General features: G+C 60.2%; 35 protein-coding genes. 1 reads left to right on the top strand and 34 read right to left on the bottom strand.

The genetic code is table 11. The annotated features are described in order from the left end of the window. Positions 1–19: 19 nt before the first annotated feature. Entirely contained in the window at positions 20–565 is a 546-nt protein-coding gene (locus DEVEQU_RS16815; RefSeq protein ID WP_223214278.1) for a P-loop NTPase family protein, read from the top strand. On the opposite strand, the gene DEVEQU_RS16820 is transcribed toward DEVEQU_RS16815, so the two are convergent. From DEVEQU_RS16820 to DEVEQU_RS16985, 34 genes are all read right to left on the bottom strand, one after another. Then, positions 546–1,577: an NAD-dependent epimerase/dehydratase family protein gene (locus DEVEQU_RS16820; RefSeq protein ID WP_126151763.1), complete on the bottom strand. Its 1,032-nt coding sequence runs from the start codon at positions 1,575–1,577 to the stop codon at positions 546–548. The genes DEVEQU_RS16815 and DEVEQU_RS16820 overlap by 20 nt on opposite strands. 27 nt (positions 1,578–1,604) lie before the next feature. Next, complete coding sequence (locus tag DEVEQU_RS16825) at positions 1,605–2,132, bottom strand: hypothetical protein (RefSeq protein WP_126151764.1); 528 nt, start codon at positions 2,130–2,132, stop codon at positions 1,605–1,607. Positions 2,133–2,256: 124 nt separating this feature from the next. Beyond that, the gene (gene rplQ / locus DEVEQU_RS16830; RefSeq protein ID WP_126151765.1) at positions 2,257–2,679 is read right to left on the bottom strand and encodes a 50S ribosomal protein L17; all 423 of its coding nucleotides are present in this window, start codon (positions 2,677–2,679) and stop codon (positions 2,257–2,259) included. A 31-nt stretch (positions 2,680–2,710) separates the two neighbouring features. Next, the gene (locus DEVEQU_RS16835; RefSeq protein WP_126151766.1) at positions 2,711–3,730 is read right to left on the bottom strand and encodes a DNA-directed RNA polymerase subunit alpha; all 1,020 of its coding nucleotides are present in this window, start codon (positions 3,728–3,730) and stop codon (positions 2,711–2,713) included. Between the two features lie 101 nt (positions 3,731–3,831). Then, positions 3,832–4,224, bottom strand: coding sequence for a 30S ribosomal protein S11 (gene rpsK / locus DEVEQU_RS16840; RefSeq protein ID WP_086469598.1), 393 nt, complete (start codon positions 4,222–4,224; stop codon positions 3,832–3,834). Positions 4,225–4,378: 154 nt separating this feature from the next. After that, positions 4,379–4,747, bottom strand: a complete 369-nt coding sequence (gene rpsM / locus DEVEQU_RS16845) for a 30S ribosomal protein S13 (RefSeq protein ID WP_126151767.1) — start codon at positions 4,745–4,747, stop codon at positions 4,379–4,381. A 172-nt stretch (positions 4,748–4,919) separates the two neighbouring features. Beyond that, positions 4,920–5,489: an adenylate kinase gene (locus DEVEQU_RS16850; protein WP_126151768.1), complete on the bottom strand. Its 570-nt coding sequence runs from the start codon at positions 5,487–5,489 to the stop codon at positions 4,920–4,922. Continuing rightward, on the bottom strand, positions 5,486–6,823 hold the full coding sequence (gene secY / locus DEVEQU_RS16855; protein WP_126151769.1) for a preprotein translocase subunit SecY: 1,338 nt from the start codon (positions 6,821–6,823) through the stop codon (positions 5,486–5,488). Before secY ends, DEVEQU_RS16850 begins: the two co-directional genes overlap by 4 nt. A 137-nt stretch (positions 6,824–6,960) precedes the next feature. Continuing rightward, the gene (rplO, locus tag DEVEQU_RS16860; protein WP_126151770.1) at positions 6,961–7,461 is read right to left on the bottom strand and encodes a 50S ribosomal protein L15; all 501 of its coding nucleotides are present in this window, start codon (positions 7,459–7,461) and stop codon (positions 6,961–6,963) included. 13 nt (positions 7,462–7,474) lie between these two features. Beyond that, the gene (gene rpmD / locus DEVEQU_RS16865; RefSeq protein ID WP_126151771.1) at positions 7,475–7,663 is read right to left on the bottom strand and encodes a 50S ribosomal protein L30; all 189 of its coding nucleotides are present in this window, start codon (positions 7,661–7,663) and stop codon (positions 7,475–7,477) included. A 21-nt stretch (positions 7,664–7,684) separates the two neighbouring features. After that, positions 7,685–8,218, bottom strand: coding sequence for a 30S ribosomal protein S5 (gene rpsE / locus DEVEQU_RS16870; RefSeq protein ID WP_126151772.1), 534 nt, complete (start codon positions 8,216–8,218; stop codon positions 7,685–7,687). A 21-nt stretch (positions 8,219–8,239) separates the two neighbouring features. Next, positions 8,240–8,602: a 50S ribosomal protein L18 gene (gene rplR / locus DEVEQU_RS16875; RefSeq protein WP_126151773.1), complete on the bottom strand. Its 363-nt coding sequence runs from the start codon at positions 8,600–8,602 to the stop codon at positions 8,240–8,242. A gap of 12 nt (positions 8,603–8,614) precedes the next feature. Further along, on the bottom strand, positions 8,615–9,148 hold the full coding sequence (gene rplF, locus DEVEQU_RS16880; protein ID WP_126151774.1) for a 50S ribosomal protein L6: 534 nt from the start codon (positions 9,146–9,148) through the stop codon (positions 8,615–8,617). Between the two features lie 47 nt (positions 9,149–9,195). Continuing rightward, complete coding sequence (gene rpsH / locus DEVEQU_RS16885) at positions 9,196–9,594, bottom strand: 30S ribosomal protein S8 (protein ID WP_126151775.1); 399 nt, start codon at positions 9,592–9,594, stop codon at positions 9,196–9,198. A 13-nt stretch (positions 9,595–9,607) separates the two neighbouring features. Next, positions 9,608–9,913, bottom strand: coding sequence for a 30S ribosomal protein S14 (gene rpsN, locus DEVEQU_RS16890; protein WP_126151776.1), 306 nt, complete (start codon positions 9,911–9,913; stop codon positions 9,608–9,610). A gap of 30 nt (positions 9,914–9,943) precedes the next feature. Continuing rightward, entirely contained in the window at positions 9,944–10,501 is a 558-nt protein-coding gene (gene rplE, locus DEVEQU_RS16895; protein WP_126151777.1) for a 50S ribosomal protein L5, read from the bottom strand. Next, a complete protein-coding gene (gene rplX / locus DEVEQU_RS16900; RefSeq protein ID WP_126151778.1) occupies positions 10,494–10,805 on the bottom strand; it encodes a 50S ribosomal protein L24 in 312 nt (103 codons plus the stop codon). The genes rplE and rplX overlap by 8 nt, the downstream gene beginning before the upstream one ends. Beyond that, entirely contained in the window at positions 10,805–11,173 is a 369-nt protein-coding gene (gene rplN, locus DEVEQU_RS16905) for a 50S ribosomal protein L14 (RefSeq protein WP_126151779.1), read from the bottom strand. The genes rplX and rplN overlap by 1 nt, the downstream gene beginning before the upstream one ends. A 65-nt stretch (positions 11,174–11,238) precedes the next feature. Then, positions 11,239–11,472, bottom strand: coding sequence for a 30S ribosomal protein S17 (rpsQ, locus tag DEVEQU_RS16910; RefSeq protein WP_046104451.1), 234 nt, complete (start codon positions 11,470–11,472; stop codon positions 11,239–11,241). A 12-nt stretch (positions 11,473–11,484) separates the two neighbouring features. Further along, positions 11,485–11,679, bottom strand: a complete 195-nt coding sequence (gene rpmC / locus DEVEQU_RS16915) for a 50S ribosomal protein L29 (RefSeq protein WP_046104452.1) — start codon at positions 11,677–11,679, stop codon at positions 11,485–11,487. Between the two features lie 11 nt (positions 11,680–11,690). After that, the gene (gene rplP, locus DEVEQU_RS16920) at positions 11,691–12,104 is read right to left on the bottom strand and encodes a 50S ribosomal protein L16 (RefSeq protein WP_126151780.1); all 414 of its coding nucleotides are present in this window, start codon (positions 12,102–12,104) and stop codon (positions 11,691–11,693) included. 15 nt (positions 12,105–12,119) lie between these two features. After that, positions 12,120–12,857: a 30S ribosomal protein S3 gene (gene rpsC / locus DEVEQU_RS16925; protein ID WP_126151781.1), complete on the bottom strand. Its 738-nt coding sequence runs from the start codon at positions 12,855–12,857 to the stop codon at positions 12,120–12,122. Next, positions 12,857–13,237 (bottom strand): 50S ribosomal protein L22, encoded by a 381-nt coding sequence (gene rplV, locus DEVEQU_RS16930; RefSeq protein WP_126151782.1) that lies wholly within the window; start codon positions 13,235–13,237, stop codon positions 12,857–12,859. Before rplV ends, rpsC begins: the two co-directional genes overlap by 1 nt. Position 13,238: 1 nt before the next feature. Next, entirely contained in the window at positions 13,239–13,517 is a 279-nt protein-coding gene (gene rpsS, locus DEVEQU_RS16935; protein ID WP_126151783.1) for a 30S ribosomal protein S19, read from the bottom strand. A 3-nt stretch (positions 13,518–13,520) separates the two neighbouring features. Next, a complete protein-coding gene (gene rplB, locus DEVEQU_RS16940; RefSeq protein WP_126151784.1) occupies positions 13,521–14,360 on the bottom strand; it encodes a 50S ribosomal protein L2 in 840 nt (279 codons plus the stop codon). An 18-nt stretch (positions 14,361–14,378) separates the two neighbouring features. Then, positions 14,379–14,672: a 50S ribosomal protein L23 gene (locus DEVEQU_RS16945; protein WP_126151785.1), complete on the bottom strand. Its 294-nt coding sequence runs from the start codon at positions 14,670–14,672 to the stop codon at positions 14,379–14,381. After that, on the bottom strand, positions 14,669–15,289 hold the full coding sequence (gene rplD / locus DEVEQU_RS16950) for a 50S ribosomal protein L4 (protein ID WP_126151786.1): 621 nt from the start codon (positions 15,287–15,289) through the stop codon (positions 14,669–14,671). Before rplD ends, DEVEQU_RS16945 begins: the two co-directional genes overlap by 4 nt. After that, complete coding sequence (gene rplC, locus DEVEQU_RS16955; protein WP_126151809.1) at positions 15,290–15,985, bottom strand: 50S ribosomal protein L3; 696 nt, start codon at positions 15,983–15,985, stop codon at positions 15,290–15,292. A gap of 84 nt (positions 15,986–16,069) precedes the next feature. Next, positions 16,070–16,378, bottom strand: coding sequence for a 30S ribosomal protein S10 (gene rpsJ / locus DEVEQU_RS16960; protein WP_035080820.1), 309 nt, complete (start codon positions 16,376–16,378; stop codon positions 16,070–16,072). A 67-nt stretch (positions 16,379–16,445) separates the two neighbouring features. After that, positions 16,446–17,636, bottom strand: coding sequence for an elongation factor Tu (gene tuf / locus DEVEQU_RS16965; protein WP_126151787.1), 1,191 nt, complete (start codon positions 17,634–17,636; stop codon positions 16,446–16,448). A gap of 66 nt (positions 17,637–17,702) precedes the next feature. Beyond that, positions 17,703–19,793 carry an elongation factor G gene (gene fusA / locus DEVEQU_RS16970; protein ID WP_126151788.1) on the bottom strand — a complete coding sequence of 697 codons (2,091 nt, stop codon included), beginning with the start codon at positions 19,791–19,793 and terminating at the stop codon, positions 17,703–17,705. Between the two features lie 12 nt (positions 19,794–19,805). Beyond that, positions 19,806–20,276 carry a 30S ribosomal protein S7 gene (gene rpsG / locus DEVEQU_RS16975; RefSeq protein WP_126151789.1) on the bottom strand — a complete coding sequence of 157 codons (471 nt, stop codon included), beginning with the start codon at positions 20,274–20,276 and terminating at the stop codon, positions 19,806–19,808. 12 nt (positions 20,277–20,288) lie between these two features. After that, complete coding sequence (rpsL, locus tag DEVEQU_RS16980; protein ID WP_035080811.1) at positions 20,289–20,660, bottom strand: 30S ribosomal protein S12; 372 nt, start codon at positions 20,658–20,660, stop codon at positions 20,289–20,291. Between the two features lie 454 nt (positions 20,661–21,114). Beyond that, complete coding sequence (locus DEVEQU_RS16985; protein WP_126151790.1) at positions 21,115–21,558, bottom strand: YdeI/OmpD-associated family protein; 444 nt, start codon at positions 21,556–21,558, stop codon at positions 21,115–21,117. Positions 21,559–21,575 lie beyond the last annotated feature (17 nt).

Raw genomic sequence — 21,575 nt, forward strand, 5'->3', positions numbered from 1 at the left:
CAAAGCGCGGGAGCCTACAATGCAGACCATTCCTCCCCTCGCAACGCTCGGCCACCGGATCATGATCCTGGGCCTGACCAATGCCGGCAAGTCGACGCTCGCCCTGGCGCTATCCGACAAACTCGGCGTGCCAGCCATCCATCTCGACCAGCTCAAGCATTTGCCCAACACCAATTGGCAGGAGCGGTCGGATGCGGATTTCCAGGCCCTGCATGACGCGGCCATCACGGGAGATGGTTGGGTCATGGACGGCAACTATACCCGCCTCATGCCACAGCGCATTGAACGCGCCACGGGAATTATCGTCGTCACCGACACCCTCCTCACCCGCTATCGCCGCTATTTCATCCGCACATTGATCCAGCGGCAACGCGCCGGCGGGCTCGAAGGTGGCGAGGACCGCGTAAACTGGAAAATGCTGCACTGGCTCTGGCACACCCGCAATTCGGTGGCCAAATATCGTGACATGGCCACAGCCTCGGGAAAACCCACCGTATTTGCCAGTAGCACGCGCGAACTGAACGCACTCTACGACACCTGGAGTCTCAAGCACCCTTTCGCTTGACCAGGCCCAGCCGGATAGCGCTTTCCGCGGCGGCAAGAATGGCCTCTTCCGGACTGCGATAGGATCGGCCAAGCAGCGCCGCGCCCTTGCGCCCGTCATAGTGCTTCTCGTTGCCGACATCATTGATGATTTGACGGACCGGACCGCCGGACAAGGCTAAAAGCCGAACGATCCAATCGGGCACCGTCTTCAGCGTCACGGGGTAGTCGGGATAGGCCCGCCGCAAAATGACCGCGACCTCTTTGAAGTGCGTGTAAGGCGAGGTGCACAGATAGCGCTGGCCGATGCTCTCCGGCTTTTGCAGCGCCGCCACATGCATCGCCGCCACATCGCGCACATCGCTGACGGCAAAGCCAATATTGGGCATGGCCGGCGTCGAACCATCGAGCAGGCCCGTGACCATGCCCAAGGAAATGGAGGTGTCGGCGTCGGTAGCGGGCCCGAGAATGGCGCCGGGATGGATCGTGGTCAGCGCCATCGCATTTGCCTCGGCAAAGGCCCAGGCAGCGCGCTCGGCGCGGGTCTTGCCGATGCAATAGGCCCAGGAGCGTTTCATGCCATCGAGATCGGTGAAATCGGCTTCGCTATAGGTCCGAATGCCACGATCGTGACCGTGTCCATAACCCACGGTAGCGATCGGCGACGTCATGATGACGCGCGTGATACCGGCGGCATGAGCAAAACGCAGCACTCGCTCGGTCCCCTCAACCGCAGGCCGGACCACCACGGCCGGGTCACGCGGCTCCTCAGCGACGATTGTCGCGGCGACATGCATGACCGCATCGACGTCTGCCATGGCTGCGGACCAACCCGCCTCGGAAAGAAGATCGGCGTCGACCAGCTCCAGCTGCCCACCGTGGCCAGGCGCGAGATCGGCGACCGAGGACCAAATCCCAGGCACCTTACCCTGCCCCCGCACCGTACCACGCACCGAATAGCCGGCGGCAAGCAGCTGTCCGATGAGATGCTTTGCGACGAACCCCGAAGCACCGGTGACCAGAATGCGCTTCAATCACACCCCCTGCCTATTCGGGATCGCCTAAAGCCATAGAAAGACATTGGCGAGCAAAAACGCCCCAAGCGCCATGAGTAGCCCACCAGAGACCTTAAACGTCATGCCGTCACCGATGCGTCTCGTCTGAGCCGGGTTCTCGGGGTTTTGCAAAATCGAGAATTCTCCTCCGACAACAGCACCCGAACTTCCGCCAGGCAAATCCAATATGACAAGAGTGGTTTGCTTGTCCCCAAGCAGCTGCACCTTGCCCCGGCACCGCTCCGACAACGACCAACGATCAGATCCATTGTCGGAAAAGAACTGATCCACATGATCACAGGGTATCGTAATCCGCCTCAAGGCCTGACGATAACCGCCACCGCTCGTCAGCTCACACTTCTTTTCAACGGACATAATTCGGGCATTTACCGTCGGCCAGTCCTCACCGATGGTGCCGAAGTAAAACAACCCAGCCCCCACGACCATGAACAAGGCCCCAAAACCCAACAATATCTGGTCAATCCGAAAATTGGATAAAATGCTCGGAGAGCCGAATAACCAATATCCCAACATCGCGACCCCACAATCTGCCGTGCACAGATTAGCCACAGAGCGCAAACGAACGCTGAATATTTCTCGACAAAAAGAAACGGCCCCGGAAACCGGAGCCGTTGAAAAATTCGCAGATAGTGTCGACTTACGCCGCTTCGGCTTCGTCTTCGGTGTACTGCACCGGACCCGAATCCTGGCCCTTGGCATTGACGTCACGATCAACGAACTCGATCACGGCCAGCGGGGCATTGTCGCCATAGCGGAAGCCGGCCTTCAGGATGCGGATGTAACCGCCCTGCCGTTCGGCATAACGCGGGCCGAGCACGGCGAAGAGCTTGGCAACCTGGGCCTCGTCACGGATCTGTGCGATGGCCTGGCGGCGAGCGTGCAGGTCCCCGCGCTTGCCCAGGGTGATGAGCTTCTCGACGATCGGACGCAGGTCCTTGGCCTTGGGAAGCGTGGTAACGATCTGCTCGTGCTTGATCAGCGCGGCGGACATGTTGGCAAACATAGCCTTACGGTGAGAAGCGGTTCGGCTGAACTTGCGGCCGCGATTGGCGTGGCGCATGGTAGTCTCCTAAAATCTTGGCAGCGCGGGATCAGTAGTGATCTTCGTAGCGCTTGGCGAGGTCATCGATATTCTCGGGCGGCCAATTGTTGACGTCCATCCCGAGATGAAGCCCCATCTGTGCCAGGACTTCCTTGATTTCGTTGAGCGACTTGCGGCCAAAATTCGGGGTCCGCAGCATCTCGGCTTCCGTCTTCTGGATAAGGTCGCCGATATAGACGATGTTGTCGTTCTTGAGGCAGTTGGCCGAACGGACGGAAAGCTCCAGTTCGTCGACCTTCTTGAGCAGGGCCGGGTTGAAGGCCAGCTCGGGCACGGAATCCTGTGCCTTTTCCTTGCTGGGCTCTTCGAAGTTCACGAACACCGACAGCTGGTCCTGCAGAATGCGCGCGGCATAGGCCACGGCATCCTCAGGCGAGATCGCGCCGTTGGTTTCGACCTGCAGGGTCAGCTTGTCCTTGTCGAGGCTTTCGCCCGCACGGGTCGCATCGACCTTGTAGCTCACGCGGCGAACCGGCGAGAACAGCGCATCGACCGGAATATAGCCGATCGGGGCGTCTTCAGGACGGTTCTTGTCAGCCGGGACATAGCCCTTGCCGGTATTGACGGTGAACTCGATATTGATCTCGGCGCCATCGTCGAGGTGGCAGATCACCAACTCGGGATTGAGCACTTCGATGTCACCGGAAACCTTGATGTCGCCGGCAGTAACGGCACCCGGACCCTGACGGGTCAGAGTCAGACGCTTCGGGCCTTCGCCACCCGTCTTGATGGCGATTTCCTTGACGTTCAGCACCAGGTCGGTGATGTCTTCGCGCACGCCCGGAAGCGACGAGAATTCGTGCAGAATGCCGTCAATCTGGATTGCGGTGACTGCCGCGCCCTGAAGCGACGACAGCAGCACGCGACGCAGGGCATTGCCCAGGGTAAGACCATAGCCGCGCTCCAGCGGCTCGGCGATAACCGAAGCCACTCGCGCGTCGTCGCTGCCCGAAACAATCTCCAGTTTGGTCGGCTTGATAAGTTCCTGCCAGTTCCTCTGGATCGTCACGGTATTGTCCTTTCAAAATCGCGGCCCCAAGCAGGCCGCCCGCCGCAAACACAATAGGACTCCCGACCCATTCAATCGGCCGGGAGCGTATAATGGTCTTGTTAGACGCGGCGCCGCTTGCGCGGACGGCAGCCATTGTGCGGAATCGACGTGACGTCACGGATCGAGGTGACGTTGAAGCCAGCGGCCTGCAGGGCACGCAGCGCGGACTCACGGCCCGAACCAGGACCGCGCACTTCGACCTCAAGGGTCTTCATGCCGTGTTCCTGCGCCTTCTTGGCAGCATCTTCGGCCGCAACCTGAGCGGCATAAGGGGTCGACTTACGCGAGCCCTTGAAACCCATCACGCCCGAGGACGACCAGGAGATCGTGTTGCCCTGCATGTCGGCGATGGTGATCATGGTGTTGTTGAAGGAGGCGTTCACATGTGCGACGCCGGAAGTGATATTCTTGCGCTCTTTACGACGAACGCGTGCGACTTCAGCCTTAGCCATTCTTATCCTCTAGGATATCGGCGCTGCCGTAATACCAGCAGCTCCACCACGGATTTAGCGGTTCAAGCCCCTTCAGCAACTCTGTCGAGCCACCGAAAAGCCCTGCCCCGCCAAATCCAGTCAAAAACCTGTCCCGCGCCAGGCGGGAACAGAATTACTTCTTCTTGCCAGCGATCGGCTTTGCCGGACCCTTGCGGGTACGAGCATTGGTGTGGGTACGCTGACCGCGAACCGGCAGACCACGGCGGTGACGAAGACCGCGATAGTTACCAAGGTCCATCAGGCGCTTGATGTTCATCGCCACATTGCGGCGAAGATCACCTTCCACGACATAGTCACGGTCGATGGTCTCGCGGATCTGAATGACTTCAGCGTCAGTCAGCTCGTTCACGCGACGTTCGGCCGGAATGCCAACCTTGGTGCAGATATCCTCAGCGAACTTGTCGCCGATCCCGTGAATATACTGCAGCGCGATAACCACGCGCTTGTTCGTCGGGATATTGACGCCAGCAATACGAGCCACGTCTGCTCTCCTTCATTCAGCACGCGCCATCCCGGCGGGTGCCCTTAAACAACAAGGGACCGAATTCGACCCCAACGAATTGGGGAACCGAATCCAGCCCAATGATCCATGAGACTGGTGCGGTTCCTTAAAGACTCGACCAAGCAGAGTCAACAGCCCTGCCCGGCTCGACTTAGCCTGCAAGCGCGCTCTTGATCGCGCCCGTCACCTCGCCGACCGGCGCCATGCCGTCGACGGGCTTCAGCAGGCCCTTGGTCGTGTAGTAGGCGACCAGGGGAGCCGTCTGCTCCGAATAGACACCGAGGCGCTTGCGCAGCACTTCCTCGTTGTCATCGGCGCGGGCCCCACCCGATTCCTTGGCCCGATTGATGACGCGCTTGACCAGCTCGTCAGCCTCGGCCTTGATCTCGATGACGGCATCGAGGGCAATGCCCTTGTCCGCCAGCATGCGATCAAGCGCTTCGGCCTGGGCAATGGTGCGCGGAAAGCCGTCCAGGATGAAACCCGGCTTGCAATCCTCTGCGTCCAGACGCTCCGACACGATGCCGTTGACAATCACGTCCGAAACCAGGTCACCCCTGTCGACGATAGCCTTGGCCTCGACGCCCAGCGGCGTCTTGGCTGCAATGGCCGCACGAAGGATGTCACCGGTGGACAATTGGGGGATGCCATAGGCCTCCACCAAGATTTTTGCCTGTGTACCCTTCCCCGCCCCCGGCGGGCCCAACAGGATCAACCTCATCGACGCTTGCCTCCTCCAAGACGGGATTTCTTCAGCAGCCCTTCATATTGCTGGGCCACCAGATGGCTCTGGATCTGCGTGACAGTATCCAGGGTCACGGTCACCATGATCAGGAGCGACGTGCCGCCGATGAACTGGCTCACGGCCAGCTGGCTGAACATCACTTCCGGGATCAGGGCCACCACGGTCAGGTAAATCGCGCCGATCACGGTAATACGGGTCAACACGTAATCGATGTGCTGCGCCGTCCGCTCACCCGGACGAATGCCCGGAATGAAACCACCAGACCGCTTCAGATTGTCCGCCGTTTCCTGCGGATTGAACACGATGGCCGTATAGAAGAACGCGAAGAAGATGATGAAGAAGGCAAACAGCGCCAGATAGAGCGGCTGTCCGCGACCCAGCAGGGCCGTGATCGTGGTCAGCCATGCCGGAGCATTACCCTGCGCCGCAAACTGCGCGATGGTTGCCGGCAGCAGCAGCAGCGACGAGCCAAAGATCACCGGGATCACGCCCGAGGTGTTGAGCTTGAGCGGCAGATGCGAGGTGTCACCCTGGAACATCTTGTTGCCGACCTGACGCTTCGGGTACTGGATCAGCAAGCGGCGCTGAGCGCGTTCGAAGAACACGATCACCGCGATCACCACCAGTGCCAGCACAATCATGCCGATGCCGGCAAAGCCCGGAATGGCGCCAGTACGGGCCAATTCGAGGGTCTGCGCAATCGTCGCCGGCAGGTTTGCCACGATACCGGCGAAAATAATCAGCGAAATGCCGTTGCCAACACCACGGGCGGTGATCTGCTCACCCAGCCACATCAGGAACATCGTGCCACCAACCAGGGTGATCACGGTCGAAATGCGGAAGAACCAGCCCGGATTGAGCACCACGCCCTGGCTCGCCTCTAGACCGACAGCGATGCCATAGGCCTGAACGGCACAGAACACCACGGCCAGGTAGCGGGTGTATTGGTTCATCTTGCGACGACCGGCTTCACCCTCTTTCTTGAGGGCTTCCAGCTTGGGCGACGCCGTCGCGATCACCTGCACCACGATGGACGCGGTAATGTAGGGAATGAGGTTGAGGGCAAAAATGGCCATACGCTCGACGGCACCGCCGGCGAACATGTTGAACATGCCCAGAATACCCTGCTGGCTCTGCTCGAACGTCGCGCGGAACGCGTCCGGATCGATGCCTGGCAGCGGGATATATGTGCCCAAACGATAAATAAGCAGCGCGCCCAGTGTGAACCAGATGCGCTGCTGCAGGGCTTTCGCCTTCGAAAAGGTCGAGAAAGAAAGATTACGTGCGAGCTGTTCGGCTGCGGACGCCATTTACATCGCTCCTATGGCCAGGATGCCAGGTGCGCTCGGAGCGCCGGAGGAGCATATATGGGATATGTGCCACCCAGACGCAACAAACCAAAAGAGCGCACCCGGTCGGGATGACCGCGTGCGCCCTGCCGAGTCAATTACTTGGCGTAGGGGGTCTTCTTCCAGGTCTCTTTGACCGGGATGAGATCGACCTTACCGCCGGCAGCCTCGATGGCAGCGGCAGCGCCCTTGGTCACGTAGTCGACCTTGAAGGTAACCTTCTTGGCCGAGAAGCCTTCCGAACCGATCAGGCGCACGCCGTCCTTGGGACGACGGATCACGCCAGCTGCAACCAGAGCCGCAGCGTCGATGACGCCCTTGGCATCCAGCTTGCCGCTGTCGATATAGGCCTGGACGCGGTCGATGCGGACCTGGTTCCAATCCTTGGGGTTCCAAGCATTGAAGCCACGCTTCGGCATACGCATGTGAAGGGGCATCTGGCCGCCTTCGAAGCCGTTGATGGCGACACCGGCACGGGCCGTCTGGCCCTTGCCGCCGCGACCACCGGTCTTGCCGACACCCGAACCAATGCCACGGCCGATGCGGACGCGGACCTTGTTGGCGCCGGGATTGTCACGAAGTTCGTTCAAACGGGTCATTGGTCTGGCTCCCTTACTCGCCGACGACGCGGACGAGGTGCGGGATCTTGTTGATCATGCCGCGAACTTCCGGCGTATCAACGAGCTCGCGCTCTTTGTTCATCTTGTTCAGCCCGAGACCGATAAGGGTCGCGCGCTGGCTCTTTTCGCGGCGGATCGGCGAACCGATCTGCTTGACGACGATCGTCTTGTTCTTTGCCATAATGCTTCTCCGAGCCTGCTATCAGGCTTCGACGGCAGCCTCGCCGCGGCGAGCCTGCAGTTCGGAAACCTTGAGGCCGCGACGGGCAGCCACCGAACGGGGGCTGTCAACGCGCTTGAGCGCATCGAAGGTGGCGCGAACCATGTTGTAGGGATTTGCCGTGCCCTGGGACTTGGCGACGATGTCGTTGATGCCCAGCGTCTCGAAGACGGCGCGCATCGGACCACCGGCGATGATACCGGTACCCGGAACGGCGGCACGCAGGATCACCTTACCGGCGCCGTGGCGACCGGCCACGTCGTGGTGAAGGGTGCGGGCATCGCGAAGCGGCACGCGGATCATCTGGCGCTTGGCCTGCTCGGTTGCCTTGCGGATAGCCTCAGGAACTTCACGGGCCTTGCCGTGACCGAAACCGACGCGACCCTTCTGGTCACCGACAACGACGAGGGCGGCAAAACCAAAGCGACGGCCGCCCTTCACAACCTTGGCCACACGATTGATGTGGACCAGGCGATCGACGAACTCGCTTTCGCGCTCTTGAACGTCTCTGCTCATAATTCTTCTTCCTCGCCGTGGTTAGAACTGCAGACCGCCCTCGCGGGCAGCATCTGCAAGGGCCTTGACACGGCCATGATAGATATAGGCGCCACGGTCGAAGACCACTTCACCCACGCCGGCCTTGACGCCGCGCTCGGCAATCAACTTGCCAACGGCACTGGCGGCCTCGGCGTTCGAACCACTCTTGAGAGCGGTGCGCAGATCCTTGTCCAGGGTCGAAGCGGCAGCCAGCGTACGGCCGGATGCGTCGTCGATGATCTGGGCGTAAATATTCTTGTCCGAACGGAAAACCGACAGACGGGGACGACCAAAGGCACGAGCCTTGAGCGCCTTGCGGACACGGGCCTTGCGGCGCTCCGCGCCCTTTGCAGAAATTGCCATTTCCGGCGCTCCTTACTTCTTCTTGCCTTCTTTGCGGAAGACCTGCTCGCCCGCGTAACGCACGCCCTTGCCCTTGTAGGGCTCGGGGGGACGCCAGCTGCGGATCTCGGCCGCAACCTGACCGACCTGCTGCTTATCGGTGCCGGTAACGACGATCTCAGTCGGCACGGGCACAGCGAGGGTGATACCCTGAGGAGCCTGATAGATCACTTCATGGCTGAAGCCCAGCGACAGCTTGACGTCCTTGCCCTGCATTGCAGCGCGGTAACCGACGCCCTGGATGGCGAGCTTCTTCTCGAAGCCGGCGCTCACCCCGGTGACCAGATTCTGGATCAGCGCGCGGGTGGTGCCCCAGGCAGCGCGAGCCTCACGGGTGTCGTTGGCAGGGGTGATGACGATGCCATCGGCGCCCTGCTCTACATTGACGATATCCATGAGCGTGAGGCTCAGTTCGCCCTTCGGGCCCTTGGCGCTCACGACACGACCATTGATCGTGACCGTAACGCCATTTACCGGGGCCACCGGTTTCTTGCCAGTACGTGACATATTGATTCCTTGAGTAATCGTCTTGCCGATCTTCTAAGCCGGGTGGCTTAGAAGACGCGGCAGAGTACCTCGCCACCCACATTGGCAGCCTTGGCTTCGTGGTCGGCCATCACGCCCTTCGGCGTAGACAGGATCGACACACCCAGACCATTGGCAACCTGTGGAATATTCTTCACCGACGCATAGACGCGGCGGCCGGGACGGGAAACGCGCTCGATGGTGCGGATCACGCCTTCATTTTCCGAATACTTAAGTTCGATTTCGTACTCGGCAGCACCGTTCTCGAACTTGGTCTCCGAATAGCCGCGGATGAAACCCTCGGACTGGAGAACATCCAGCACACGACCACGAAGGGTCGACGCCGGCGTCGTAACGGAATTCTTGCGACGCTCCTGAGCGTTGCGGATGCGAGTCAGCATATCGCCGATGGGATCGGAAAAGCTCATCTCTAGTTTCTCCTTACCAGCTCGACTTCACCAGACCCGGGATCAAACCCAGGTTGCCCAGCTGACGCAGGGCAATACGGCTCATCTTGAGCTTGCGATAGTAACCACGCGGACGACCCGACACTTCGCAACGGTTGCGAATGCGGACCTTGGCCGAGTTGCGCGGCAGCTCAGCCAGCTTGAGGCTGGCCTTGAAGCGCTCTTCGATCGGCGCTTCCTGGTTCTTGATGGTGGCCTTGAGAGCAGCGCGCTTGTCGCCAAACTGCTTCGCCAGGGCGGCACGCTTCTTGTTCTTTTCGATGGAGCTGGTCTTTGCCATATCCTGATCCTTTATCCCTTCCCTATCCGCTTACTGGCGGAAGGGGAAGTTGAAAGCCTTGAGAAGCGCACGCGCCTCATCATCGTTCTTGGCCGTCGTGGCAACCACGATGTCCATGCCCCAAACCTGATCGATCTGATCGTAGTTGATTTCGGGGAAGATGATGTGTTCCTTGATGCCGAAGGCATAGTTGCCACGGCCGTCAAAGGCGTTCGGGTTGAGGCCACGGAAGTCGCGGACGCGCGGCAGGGCGATGTTCACCAGGCGGTCCAGGAATTCATACATACGGGCCTTGCGCAGGGTCACCTTGACACCCAGCGGCATGTTCTCGCGAACCTTGAAGCCTGCGATGGACTTGCGCGCATGGGTGATAACGGGCTTCTGGCCCGCAATCTTCTGCAGCTCGTCAGCAGCCGACTTCACCTTCTTGGTGTCGTTGACAGCTTCACCAACGCCGATGTTCAGGACGATCTTGTCCAGGCGCGGCAATTCCATGACGTTCTTGTAGGCAAACTGCTCACGCAGGGCCGCCTTGATCGTCTGGTCGTATTCGGTCCGGAGACGCGGAACGTAAGCGGTCTCAGCCATCGATCTGATCTCCGGTGGTCTTGGCGACGCGGGACTTCACGCCGTCCTTGATCTGGAAACCGACGCGGGTCGGCTTGCCCTGAGCGTCGGCAACTGCCAGGTTCGACAGGTGGATCGGCGCTTCCTTGGTGAAGATGCCGGCGTCCTGTGATGCAGTCTGCTTCTGGTGACGACGGACCAGGTTGATACCCTGGACGATCGCGCGGGTTTCGGTCGGGATGACGGACAGGACCTGACCGGTCTTGCCCTTGTCCTTGCCGGCCAGGACGACGACCTTGTCGCCCTTCTTAATCTTGGCGGCCATTACAGCACCTCTGGGGCAAGCGAGATGATCTTCATGTGGTTCTTGGCGCGGAGTTCGCGCGGAACCGGTCCGAAGATACGGGTGCCGATCGGCTCCTTCTGATTGTTCAGAAGAACGGCGGCGTTCTTGTCGAAACGAATGACGGTGCCATCGGCCCGGCGGATGTCGGTTGCGGTGCGAACCACAACAGCCTTCATCACCTGGCCCTTCTTAACGCGGCCGCGCGGAATAGCGTCCTTGACCGAAACGACGATAATGTCGCCGACCGAGGCGTATTTACGATGCGAACCGCCCAGCACCTTGATGCACATGACTCGCTTGGCGCCGGAATTATCGGCGACGTCGAGATTGGACTGCATCTGGATCATGACTGGATGCCTTCTAGTTGGACCGGCTGCACCGTCATCCGGCGCGCCGACCTGAATTGTTTCTCTTACGCAGACGGAACAAGCGCCCAGCGCTTGTTCTTACTGATCGGCGCGGTTTCCTCGATCCACACGGTCTGACCGACCTTTGCCACATTATTTTCATCATGGGCGTGGTACTTCTTGGAACGACGCACGGTCTTCTTCAGAAGCGGATGAGTGAAACGGCGCTCGACGCGAACCACGATGGTCTTGTCATTGGCGTCGGAGACCACAGTCCCCTGCAAAACGCGCTTTGGCATGGGTTTTATTCCTTACTTAGCTGCGTTCTTCTGGGTCAGGATCGTCTTGATCCGCGCGATATCGCGACGGACTTCCTTGACCCGGGCCGGCTTTTCCAACTGCTGGGTAGCGCGCTGGAAACGCAGGTTGAACTGTTCTTTCTTCAGGTCGACGAGCTGATCTTTCAGTTCGTCTGCGGTCTTGGCCCGCACATCACTGGCTTTCATGCTCGTGTTCCTTAGTCAGCAATACGCGTAATGATACGCGTGGTGATCGGCAACTTCATTGCACCGAGGCGAAGCGCCTCCTTTGCAACGTCTTCGGGCACCCCGTCAATCTCAAAAACGATACGACCCGGTTTTACGCGTGCGGCCCAGTACTCGACGGAACCCTTACCCTTACCCATACGGACTTCGGTAGGCTTCTTGGAAACCGGCAGATCCGGGAAAATCCGGATCCACACGCGGCCCTGACGCTTCATTTCGCGAGTGATCGCGCGGCGGGCAGCTTCGATCTGGCGGGCAGTCACGCGTTCCGGCTCGGTGGCCTTGAGTGCGTACTGGCCGAAAGCCAGATCGGTACCACCCTTGGCCAGGCCATGGATGCGACCCTTATGGGCCTTGCGGAACTTAGTTCTCTTCGGTTGCAGCATAATGAACTAACCTTCTTATGCGCGTTCGCGGTCGCGGTCGCCGCGTTCACGGCGCGGTTCGCGCTCGCTACGCTGACCACCTTCACTACCTTCGGTAGCGCGACGTTCATGGGCCGACGGATCATGCTCGAGGACTTCGCCCTTGAAGATCCAGACCTTGATACCGATGATGCCGTAAGTGGTTTCGGCTTCGGCGGTACCATAGTCGATGTCAGCACGCAGGGTGTGCAGCGGCACGCGGCCTTCGCGGTACCATTCGGTACGAGCGATGTCGGCACCACCGAGACGACCACCGACATTGACGCGGATACCACCGGCGCCCATGCGGATTGCGGTCTGCACGGCGCGCTTCATGGCGCGACGGAATGCCACACGACGTTCCAGCTGCTGGGCAATGCCCTGGGCAACCAGCGTCGCATCGGTTTCCGGCTTGCGCACTTCAACGATGTTGATGTGCACTTCGCTGTCGGTGAACTTCTTCACCTTGGCGCGGATCTTGTCGATGTCAGCGCCCTTCTTGCCGATCACGATGCCCGGACGGGCAGTGTGGATCGACACGCGGCACTTGCGGTGCGGACGCTCGATGACGATCTTGGAAACCGCAGCGGCCTTCAGGTCTTCCATCAGAGCCGTACGGATCTTCAGGTCTTCCTGCAGCAGCGTGCCGTATTCGCCCTTATTGGCGTACCAGCGGCTGTCCCAGGTGCGGTTGATGCCGAGGCGGAAGCCGATCGGATTGATTTTCTGGCCCATTATGCGGCCTCCTCAACTTGCCGGACGACGATCGTCAGATGCGAGAACGGCTTCTCGATACGTGCCGACTTGCCGCGACCGCGGGCGGTGAAACGCTTCATGACAAGCGAATTACCAACGAAGGCTTCGGCGACGACGAGAGCGTCGGTGTCCAGGCCATGGTTGTTCTCGGCGTTGGCGATGGCGCTTTCCAACACCTTCTTCACCTGGCCGGAGATACGCTTGTGGCTGAATTCGAGATCGGCCAGAGCACGTTCGACCTTCTTGCCACGGATCAACTGCGCGACGAGGTTCAGCTTCTGAGGGCTGATGCGCAGCATGCGCAGCACAGCCTTGGCCTCGTTATCCTTGAGAGCGCGCTCAGTCTTTGGCTTGCCCATCTTACTTCCTCTTGGCCTTCTTGTCGGCCGCGTGCCCGTAATAGGTACGGGTCGGAGCGAACTCACCAAACTTGTGGCCGATCATGTCTTCGGTGACGTTCACCGGAACATGCTTCTGACCATTGTGCACGCCGAACGTGATGCCGACGAACTGCGGCAGGATGGTCGAACGACGGGACCAGATCTTGACCACATCGCTGCGGCCAGAGGACTGGGCCTTCTCGGCCTTCTTGAGCAGATAGCCGTCGACGAACGGCCCCTTCCAAATCGAACGGGTCATGTCTTACCTGCCCTTCTTCACGTGACGGCTGCGAACGATGAACTGGTCCGTTGCCTTGTTGCTGCGGGTACGCTTGCCCTTGGTCGGCTTGCCCCACGGGCTCACCGGGTGACGGCCACCCGAGGTACGGCCTTCACCACCACCATGCGGGTGGTCGACCGGGTTCATGGTCACGCCGCGGTTGACCGGCTTCTTGCCGAGCCAGCGGTTGCGACCGGCCTTGCCGAGCGAGGTGTTGGCATGGTCCTGGTTGGACACGGCACCAACGGTCGCCAGACACGTGCCATGCACGCGGCGCTGCTCACCGGAGTTGAGGCGCAGAATGGCCCAACCATGGTCGCGACCCACATACTGGGCATAGGCACCGGCAGAGCGAGCGACCTGGCCGCCCTTGCGGGGCTTGAGCTCGATGTTGTGCACGATGGTACCGACCGGCATGCGCTCGAGCGGCATGGCATTGCCCGGCTTCACGTCGACAGTGTTCATCGAAGAGATGACCTTGTCGCCGGCAGTCAGGCGCTGGGGCGCAACGATATAGGCGAGCTCGCCATCTTCGTACTTGATCAGCGCGATCCAGGCGGTGCGGTTCGGATCGTATTCGAGACGTTCTACGGTCCCGACTGCGTCGAACTTCACGCGCTTGAAGTCGATGGTGCGGTAGCTGCGCTTGTGACCACCACCACGGTGATAGGCAGTGATGCGGCCACGGTTGTTACGACCACCGGTCTTGTTGAGGCCTTCGGTCAAAGCCTTGACCGGGGCGCCCTTCCACAGTTCCGAACGGTCGGTCGTGATCAGGGTACGACGGCCTTCGGAGGTGGGATTGTAAGTCTTTAGAGCCATTTTGTTCTGTCTCTTCCCTTAGAGGCCGGTCGAAATATCGATCGACTGGCCGTCGACGAGGGTCACGATCGCCTTCTTGACGTCGTTGCGAACACCGACGCGACCACGGAAGCGCTTCACCTTGCCCTTGCGGACGAGGGTGTTCACTGCCTTGACCTTGACCGAAAACAGCTGCTCGACGGCGGCCTTGATGTCGGTCTTGTTGGCGTCGATGGCAACGTCGAAGACAACCTGGTTGGCTTCAGAAGCCATGGTCGACTTTTCCGTCACGACGGGGTTACGAATGATGTCGTATGCGTCAAGCTTGTTCATGCGAACCTCGCTTCGAGCGCTTCGAGCGCTGCCTTGGTGAGGACGAGCTTGTCGCGCTTCAGGATCGACACAACGTTGATCCCCTGGATCGGCAGCACGTCGATATTCGGGATGTTGCGGGCGGCCAGAGCAAAGTTCTGGTCGACATCAGCGCCGTCGATGATCAGCACGTTTGCCCAGTCGAGCTTGCCGAATGCCGTCCGCAGAGCTGCAGTCTTGGCTTCCTTCTGGGCGACGCTGTCGATGACGATCAGCGAGCCAGCCTGGGCCTTGGACGACAGAGCATGCTTCAGAGCCAGGACGCGAACCTTCTTGGGAAGGTCGATGGCGTGGCTGCGCGGGGTCGGACCGAATGCACGGCCACCACCACGGAACTGCGGAGCCTTGCGATCGCCGTGACGAGCGCCGCCAGAACCCTTCTGCTTCACGAACTTCTTGCCCGTGCGCACGCCTTCCGACCGGTTCTTCACGTCATGCGTGCCGGCCATGGCCTTGAGCTGCTGGTAGCGAACCATGCGGTGGAGGATATCCGGGCGGACTTCAAGGCCGAACACATCGTCCTTGAGATCGACCGTACCGGCGGCCTTGCCGTCGAGAGTGGTTACCTTGAGTTCCATTTACTTCGCTTCTCCCGCAGCTGCGGCCTCGAACGAACCCGGCAGGGCAGCGTTCGCGGGAGCCGGCTTCTTGACGGCGTCCTTGACCATAATCCACGCGCCCTTGGCGCCCGGAACCGAACCCTGGATCAGGATCAGGCCGCGCTCGACGTCGGTCTTGACGACCTTGACGTTCTGCGTGGTGATGCGACGATCGCCCATGTGGCCCGGCATCTTCTTGTTCTTGAAGGTCTTGCCCGGATCCTGACGCTGACCGGTCGAACCGATCGAGCGGTGGGAGACGGACACACCGTGCGAGGCGCGCAGACCACCGAAGTTCCAACGCTTCATACCGCCGGCAAAACCCTTACCGATGGATGTTCCGGTCACGTCGACCAGCTGACCTTCGGAGAAGTGGTCGGCCTTCAGAGTGGCGCCAACTTCGATCAGGTTCTCGGCATCGACGCGGAATTCTGCGACGTGACGCTTGGGTTCGACCTTGGCGACGGCATACTGCCCACGCTCGGCCTTGGAAACATTCTTGGCCTTTGCCTGGCCAGCGCCGAGCTGCAGCGCTGTATAACCGTCCTTGTCAACGGTCCGCTGGCCCACCACCTGGCAATTCTGCAGGCTAAGCACCGTCACGGGGACGTGCGAGCCGTCCTCGGCGAAGATGCGGGTCATACCCAGCTTCTGTGCGATCAATCCAGAACGCATCGGTTTTACCTTCTCTTTGGCGCTCTGCCGGGTCATGGTTTCAGAGGACCCTTTTTGCGGCAGGCGCGGAAACTTTTGTTCGTCTTACAGCTTGATTTCGACGTCGACGCCGGCGGCGAGATCGAGCTTCATCAGCGCATCGACCGTTTGGGGAGTCGGGTCCACAATGTCAAGCAAACGCTTGTGGGTCCGAATCTCGAACTGCTCACGTGCCTTCTTATCGATATGCGGCGAGCGGTTCACGGTGAATTTGTCGATGCGGGTCGGCAGCGGGATAGGACCGCGAACCTGTGCACCCGTACGCTTGGCGGTATTGACGATCTCGCGGGTCGAGGTGTCGAGTACGCGATGGTCAAACGCCTTGAGGCGGATGCGGATATTCTGACCGTTCATCTTCACAATCCTGACATAAAAGGTTCGCGGCGCGCTCAATCGCGCGCCGCGAATATCTTTAGATTGATTACTTCAGGATCTTGGCGACGACGCCCGAACCCACGGTACGGCCGCCTTCACGGATAGCGAAGCGGAGCTTTTCTTCCATAGCGATCGGCACGATCAGCTGAACGTTGATGTTCAGGTTGTCGCCCGGCATCACCATTTCGGTGCCTTCCGGCAGCGTCACGATACCGGTCACGTCGGTGGTGCGGAAGTAGAACTGCGGACGGTAGTTCGCAAAAAACGGGGTGTGACGGCCACCTTCTTCCTTGGTGAGGATGTAAACCTCAGCCGTGAAGTCGGTGTGCGGGGTCACGGAACCGGGCTTGCAGAGAACCTGGCCGCGCTCCACCTGGGTGCGGTCGATACCACGGATCAGAGCGCCGATGTTGTCGCCAGCCTCACCCGAGTCGAGCAGCTTGCGGAACATTTCCACGCCGGTGACGGTGGTCTTCTGGGTGGCCTTGATGCCGACGATTTCGACTTCTTCGCCGACCTTGACGATGCCGCGCTCAACGCGACCGGTCACCACGGTACCACGACCCGAGATCGAGAACACGTCTTCGATCGGCAGCAGGAAGGGCTGGTCGACCGGACGTTCCGGCTGCGGGATGTATTCGTCGACATTGCGCATCAGCTCGAGAACGGCGTCGTGGCCGATCTTCGGATCGCGATCTTCGAGGGCGGCGAGAGCCGAACCCTTGACGACCGGGATGTCATCGCCAGGGAAGTCGTACGAGGACAGCAGTTCGCGAACTTCGAGTTCGACGAGCTCGAGCAGTTCCGGATCGTCGACCAGGTCGACCTTGTTCAGGAACACGACCAGAGCCGGCACGCCGACCTGACGGGCGAGCAGGATGTGCTCACGGGTCTGGGGCATCGGGCCGTCAGCAGCGGACACCACGAGGATACCGCCGTCCATCTGGGCAGCGCCGGTGATCATGTTCTTCACATAGTCGGCGTGGCCGGGGCAGTCCACGTGAGCGTAGTGACGGTTGGCCGTCTCGTACTCGACGTGGGCAGTGTTGATGGTGATGCCGCGGGCCTTCTCTTCCGGAGCAGCGTCGATCTGGTCATACGCCTTGAAGGTGGCGCCGCCGGTCTCAGCCAGAACCTTGGTGATCGCTGCGGTCAGCGAGGTCTTGCCATGGTCAACGTGACCGATGGTGCCGATGTTAACGTGCGGCTTGCTGCGGGAAAACTTTTCCTTCGCCATCGCTTTTCTCCAAATTCGTCAGCGCAATCGCCGACATTCAGTTGAGTTTAGTAGCTTGCGCTGTTGTTAGGCGTATTTGGCCTGGACTTCGTCGGCGACAGCCTGCGGAACCTGTTCGTAGTGATCGAACACCATGGTGTACTGTGCACGACCCTGGCTCATGGAGCGCAGCGAGTTCACGTAACCGAACATGTTTGCAAGCGGCACGAACGCATTCACGACCTGGACCACACCACGGCTTTCAGTGCCCTGGATCTGCCCACGACGCGAGTTGAGGTCGCCGATGACGTCGCCCATGTAATCTTCCGGCGTGACAACTTCAACCTTCATGATCGGCTCGAGGATCTTCGGGCCCGCTTCACGCAGGGCTTCGCGGAAGCCTGCACGACCAGCGATTTCGAAGGCCAGGACCGAGGAGTCGACGTCGTGGTAGGCGCCGTCGGTGAGGGTGACCTTAACGTCCACAACCGGGAAGCCGATCAGCGGGCCTGCGCCCATGACCGATTCGACACCCTTGAGAACGCCCGGGACGTATTCCTTCGGCACAGCGCCACCAACGATGGCGTTGACGAACTGCAGACCCTTGCCGACTTCACCCGGCTCGACCGTGATCTTGATACGGGCGAACTGACCCGAACCACCGGACTGCTTCTTGTGCGTGTAGTCCTTGTCGGTCTTGCGCGTGATGGTTTCGCGATAGGCCACCTGCGGCTGACCGATATTGGCTTCGACCTTGAACTCACGACGCATGCGGTCGACGAGAATGTCGAGGTGAAGTTCACCCATGCCCGAGATGATGGTCTGGCCGGATTCTTCGTCGGTCTTGACGCGGAAGGACGGATCTTCGGCGGCCAGGCGGTTGAGGGCGAGGCCCATCTTTTCCTGGTCGGCCTTGGACTTCGGCTCGACGGAGATGTCGATAACCGGATCCGGGAAGATCATGCGCTCGAGGATAACCTGCGAGTTGGTCGGCGCCAGGGTGTCACCAGTGGTGGTGTCCTTGAGACCAACGATAGCCACGATGTCGCCTGCGAAGGCTTCCGTGATCTGCTCGCGGGAATTGGCATGCATCTGGAACATGCGGCCAACACGCTCGCGCTTGCCCTTCACGGTGTTTTCCAGGCTGATGCCGGCTTCGAGGTGACCCGAATAGATGCGGCAGAAGGTCAGCGAACCCATATGCGGGTCGTTGGCGATCTTGAAGGCCAGCATCGAGAGTGGCTCGTTGTCGTCGGCATGACGCTCAATCGGCTCTTCGGTCTTGGCATCGATACCCTGGATGGCAGGGACGTCGATGGGCGACGGCAGGAAGTCGATGACGCCGTTCAGCAGGGGCTGCACGCCCTTGTTCTTGAAGGCCGAGCCAGCGAAGATCAGGAAGAACTTGGTCTCGATGACGCCCTTGCGGAGCAGACGACGAATGGTGTCGTTGTTCGGCAGGTTGCCTTCAAGATAAGCTTCCATGGCTGCATCGTCCATTTCGACGGCAGCTTCGATCATGGCTTCGCGATACTTCTCGGCCTTTTCCTTGAGGTCGGCCGGAATCTCGACGACATCCCACTGCGCACCGAGCTCTTCGTTGCGCCAGACCAGAGCGTTCATCTCGATCAGGTCGACGACGCCCTTGAACTCGTTCTCAGCGCCGATCGGCAGCTGGACCGGGACGCCCTTGGCGCCCAGACGCGAACCAACCATCTCCACGCAGCGGTAGAAGTCGGCACCGATCTTGTCCATCTTGTTGACAAAGATCAGACGCGGAACGTGGTACTTGTCGGCCTGGCGCCAGACAGTCTCCGTCTGCGGCTCAACGCCCGCATTGGCGTCGAGCAGCGCAACGGCACCGTCGAGCACGCGCAGCGAACGTTCGACTTCGATGGTGAAGTCCACGTGGCCGGGAGTGTCGATGATGTTGAAGCGGTGCATCACGCCTTCGCGCGACTTCCAGAAGGTGGTGGTCGCAGCCGAAGTGATGGTGATGCCGCGTTCCTGCTCCTGCTCCATCCAGTCCATGGTCGCGGCGCCGTCATGGACTTCGCCGATCTTATGGGACTTGCCGGTGTAGTAGAGGATGCGCTCTGTCGTCGTGGTCTTGCCAGCATCGATGTGGGCCATGATGCCGAAGTTACGATAGAGATTAATCGGGTATTCGCGTGCCATTGGGCGCTCCTACTACCAGCGGTAGTGCGAGAAGGCACGGTTGGCATCAGCCATACGGTGCGTGTCTTCGCGTTTCTTGACGGCCTGGCCGCGGCCATTCATCGCATCCATGAGCTCGCCGGAGAGGCGTTCACGCATGGTGTTCTCGCCGCGCTTGCGGGCGGAATCGATGAGCCAACGGATGGCGAGGGCCTGCTGACGGTCAGCACGGACTTCGACCGGAACCTGGTAGGTTGCACCACCAACGCGGCGCGAACGCACTTCGACGGCCGGACGGATATTGTCCAGGGCGCCGTGGAACACGGTGATCGGGTCCTGCTTGGTCTTGGCTTCGACGATGTCGAAAGCGCCATAGACGATACCTTCAGCGGCCGACTTCTTGCCGTCCTTCATCAGGGAATTCATGAACTTGGTGACAACCAGATCGCCGAACTTGGGATCAGGAATAACGTCGCGTTTTTCTGCGCGGTGACGACGGGACATATCTCGATCTCCTTACTTCGGACGCTTCGCGCCGTACTTCGAACGACGCTGCTTGCGATCCTTCACGCTCTGCGTGTCGAGGACGCCGCGGAGCACGTGATAGCGAACACCCGGCAGGTCGCGAACGCGGCCGCCGCGGATGAGCACAACGGAGTGCTCCTGAAGGTTGTGACCTTCGCCCGGGATGTACGAAATCACTTCGCGCTGGTTGGTCAGGCGAACCTTGGCCACCTTGCGCAGAGCCGAGTTCGGCTTCTTCGGGGTCGTCGTGTACACACGGGAACAAACGCCGCGCTTCTGCGGATTGGCTTCCATGGCCGGAACTTTGTTCCGCTTTGGCTTGCTGGCGCGTGGCTTGCGGATCAGCTGATTAATGGTGGGCATTGCGCTCTTTCCATTGTCCAAAATTCGAAGCCGCTCGCTGGCGAGAAGCCCCAGTACTTCAATCTCACGCCCCAGGGAGCGCTACGGTGGTCTACACAAGCAAACCAAAGCGGCGCTCGCCCGCACCCGACAAGGATACGGCGGCGCCTCAGTTGCAGCGGACCACCCGCCTTTCGGCAGCAGTCATGCGCACAAGGATTTGCGTCGTCTAGTTACCCGACAGTGTGTTTGATCGTCCTGGATTCCCGCTCAAGATGGCAGGGACCCGGTGTGACAATCACGACCGACCGCTTAGGTAGGCGCTGTTTAGAACCGATGACTCGTTCCGTCAAGGATTCTTTCGTGGAAAAACCGAGGCACAGCCATGCGTTTGGACGCTAAGGCCATTTTAGCGCCCCCGGCTGCAACTGGACGGAGTTTTGCAAATCCGTTCGGAAGCCCCCTGCCCTCGCAGCTACTTCTGCCGTGCCTTCATAGCATCCACCACCTTGGCGATGCGCCTGGCGCGGGTCTCCTCCGATTTCGCATCGGTCACCGAAAGCACATGCCTGTTTTGGTTGCTATAGGAGAGACTTTGGAAGAAGGCCAGCGCGCCCTCATCCATTGCCAGCTCGCGGGCAAGGTCTTCAGGCACCTGCACCTCGCGCGGCGCTGTATCGAGCGCGATCTCGACTTCGATGGTTTCACCACCGACGAGCCCAGCCTCGACTCGACGCGCCGCACTCAAAGGGATCAGAGCCCGACCACCCATTGACCCGACCGTCGACCGATAGGTGAGCGCACCCGCCGTCAGCACCACCGCCGGACGCTTGCCGCCCCCAAGCGCGTCAAGCACCTCGGATGGAACTTCGATGCCGGTATTATTGCCGTCCAGAACCACCATTGTTGTGAACTTCATGCTCCGCCTCCCACTGT

It is taken from the genome of Devosia equisanguinis (genome assembly GCF_900631955.1).
GTDB lineage: Bacteria > Pseudomonadota > Alphaproteobacteria > Rhizobiales > Devosiaceae > Devosia > Devosia equisanguinis.